The 2,949-nt window shown below is 46.4% G+C and carries 4 protein-coding genes; all 4 read left to right on the top strand.

What is annotated here, in order from left to right; translation table 11 throughout:
- A partial coding sequence (locus LLF78_02310; protein ID MCE5201334.1) for a thioredoxin family protein occupies positions 1 to 264 on the top strand: 264 nt, incomplete at its 5' end.
- A gap of 72 nt (positions 265 to 336) precedes the next feature.
- On the top strand, positions 337 to 813 hold the full coding sequence (locus LLF78_02305) for a glycine/sarcosine/betaine reductase complex selenoprotein A (GenBank protein ID MCE5201333.1): 477 nt from the start codon (positions 337 to 339) through the stop codon (positions 811 to 813).
- A 155-nt stretch (positions 814 to 968) separates the two neighbouring features.
- Positions 969 to 2,084: a histidine kinase gene (locus tag LLF78_02300; GenBank protein ID MCE5201332.1), complete on the top strand. Its 1,116-nt coding sequence runs from the start codon at positions 969 to 971 to the stop codon at positions 2,082 to 2,084.
- The gene (locus LLF78_02295; protein ID MCE5201331.1) at positions 2,077 to 2,724 is read left to right on the top strand and encodes a response regulator transcription factor; all 648 of its coding nucleotides are present in this window, start codon (positions 2,077 to 2,079) and stop codon (positions 2,722 to 2,724) included. Before LLF78_02300 ends, LLF78_02295 begins: the two co-directional genes overlap by 8 nt.
- Positions 2,725 to 2,949: the final 225 nt, after the last annotated feature.

The following is a 2,949-nucleotide window of genomic DNA, read 5'->3' as shown; positions in this document are numbered from 1 at the left end:
GTAGTGGTAGATTTCTGGGGCCCCCAGTGTGTCCCCTGCATGGGACTCATGCCGCACTATCACGAAATGGAAAAGGAATTCGAGGGCAAGGTCAAATTCACGTCAGTCGACTGCTCTGCAAACAAAAGGGTCGCAATGGGCTTCAAGGTAATGGGCCTTCCGACGTTCCTCTTCTGGAAAGACGGGGCGGAGGTAAAACGCCTTTCAAAAGAAGAGTGCACTCCGGAAGCTATCAGGGCTGAGATAGAGAAACTCATCGCGTAGGCAGTATAATGTGTCCGGCATCCGCCGGGTGCGCATGCACCAAAAATAATTAAACGAAGGAGGTGTTCAGCTATGGGCAAACTGGCAGGCAAGAAACTTCTCCTTCTGGGAGAAAGGGACGGAGTACCCGGGCCGGCGATGGAAGCTTGTCTGAAGGACAGCGGCGCAGAGATAGTATTCTCAGCGACCGAGTGCTTTGTCTGAACCGCGGCAGGGGCAATGGACCTGCAGAATCAGCAGCGCATCCTGGATGCGGCTGAAAAGTTCGGAGCTGAGAACTGTGTAGTGATACTCGGTTCATCTGACGCAGAAGGCGCAGAGATTTACGCCGAAACCGTCACAAACGGCGATCCGACATTTGCAGGACCACTTGCAGGAGTCCCGTTGGGACTCGCGGTTTACCATGTATTTGATGAAGAGATCCGTGCGGAGTGTGACCCCGCACAGTGGGAAGAACAGATTTCCATGATGGAAATGGTTCTTGACCCTGAAGCGCTTGCAGCGGCAGTCAAAGGCATGCGCGACAAGTATTCAAAGACAGTCCTTTAATAAACCTGTCAAAAGAGGGTGCCCTTCCCACGGAAAGGCATCCTCTTAGCGTAAAATGGCAATAAATATTCAAAAAACGCCGGCCGACACACTATAAAGTCAATCAGAATTGCTTAAATGTAAAAACAATTGGAATTGGAATGGAAGATCATACTATGGCACAATTATATCCGCACAGTTTTTTCTTCGAACGTAGCTTTAATCCTATTGCCATCTACAGGATAGACTGCGATATTAAGGACTTAAACACGAAGCATCTGATATTTATCGATGTCAATGCAGCTTATGAGCGTGTCAACAAAGTAAAGAAGGATGATATCGTAGACAGGAGTTTCTATGAGGTATGGCCGACTGTTGAACCATGCTGGGGAGAGATAATAGTCGAATGTATAAAAAATGAAAAACCCGTACACTGTGAGAATGAGAGCAGATATACCGGGAAGTACCTTGAAGTGACGGCATTTCCTATTGCAGATGGCATGGCGGCGACAATTTTTCTAGACAGGACAGAGTGGAAGAAGTCTGACGAAAAACTTAAGAAAAATCAAAAAAAACTGTTGCGTTACCGGACAATGCTTAGAGAACTTGCGACGCAGGTCACTCTCAGCGAAGAAAACACACGAAGGGAGATCGCTACTGACCTGCATGACAGCATAGGGCACTCGCTTCTTTCCCTGATGTTTGATCTTCGCAAGTTACGTGAAAACTATGATATTCCATTGGCTGCAGTTGATTGTTTGGATAATTCACTAAAGATCACAGAGCAGATGATTGCAGAGAGCCGCCAGCTGATATTTCAATTGAGCCCTCCTATCCTCCTTGAGGTAGGTTTGACGCCGGCAATCGAGGCACTTGCAGACAACCTGCTTTCGCCGAGAGGAATCAGATGGAATGTTACGGCAAGGGGTTCGCAGAAAGATTATGCTGCGGACGATGCAGTATGCGTTATACTCTACAGAATGTCAAGAGAGCTGCTGGTCAATATTATAAAGCATTCAAAGGCCAATGATGTTTCGATCAATGTCAATAGAGGTCCTAACGGCATACAGGTCGTTATTGAAGATAACGGGATCGGACTTCCCAAAAAGTTCCATATGGGCAGAAGGTCTTCCTCGGGACTGGGATTGTTTAGCATCAGGGAAAGATTGATACATATCGGAGGCAATATGCAGATAATATCCGATAAAACAGGTACTACTATATCCTTGCTCGCACCTCTTAAAATAAACTCTGTTAAATGCGGGGAAAATGAGGAGAGAGAAAATGATTAGGCTTCTTATCGCTGATGACCATGAGTTGTTTCGTGAAGGGCTGAAAAGCCTGCTTAAGAGCGAAGATGACATTGAACTTGTAGGGTCGGCATCAGATGGTCTTGAGGCTGTCAATATGACAGAGGAGCTGCATCCTGATGTAATACTTATGGATGTTACTATGCCGAATATAAACGGGATACAGGCTACGGAAAAAATAATAGCACAGGACCCAGGGATCGCTATAATCGTAATTTCCATGCATAGTGACCGGCGTTTTATCGCGGAGACGCTGAAAGCAGGCGCGAAGGGATATCTCTTGAAAGAGAGCTCGCCCCAGGCTGTCCTGGATGCGATACGCTCAGTTACAAAAGGCGATATATTTCTTTCAACAAAAGCATGCACGGTCCTTGTTAAGGATTATCTGCGTCTCCTTGACAACGAGGCGGTAAATAAAGTAAATCCGCTGTCTGAAAGAGAGATGGAAGTCCTCCACCTCTTTGTAAAAGGGTATAATGGGAAGCAGATCGCGGAATATCTCTCAATCAGCAAGAACACAGTCGATACACACAGACGCCGTATTATGGATAAACTTGGCTGTGCGAGCATGGTTGAACTTACAAAATATGCGATAAGAGAGGGATTTCTTACTCTGGAGTAGAGTGACCAGATCGAGCGCTTTTCTGCAATATTCCCTGAGTTTTCGTATAACCCTTTTGCGCTTATAAAAATAGGATCACTCGGCGGCTTGCGGGGTTGAGGCCTGTGATTTCGGTTTGTTATACATAATGCTTATGGATCGCAAGAGGGTGCCCTTTCCGTGGGAAGGGCACCCTCTTTTGACAGGTTTAAAGGACTGTCTTTGAATACTTGTCGCGCATGCCTT

It is taken from the genome of Synergistaceae bacterium, from assembly GCA_021372895.1.
GTDB lineage: Bacteria > Synergistota > Synergistia > Synergistales > Synergistaceae > JAJFTP01.
Note: the sequence above shows the minus strand (reverse complement) of the source record. Positions and strands in the feature narration are given on the sequence as shown.

What these genes read in the sequence shown, in the direction of transcription:
- LLF78_02300 (MCE5201332.1), top strand. Translation starts at nt 969, where the DNA reads ATGGCACAATTATATCCGCACAGTTTTTTCTTCGAACGTAGCTTTAAT.
- LLF78_02295 (MCE5201331.1), top strand. Translation starts at nt 2,077, where the DNA reads ATGATTAGGCTTCTTATCGCTGATGACCATGAGTTGTTTCGTGAAGGG.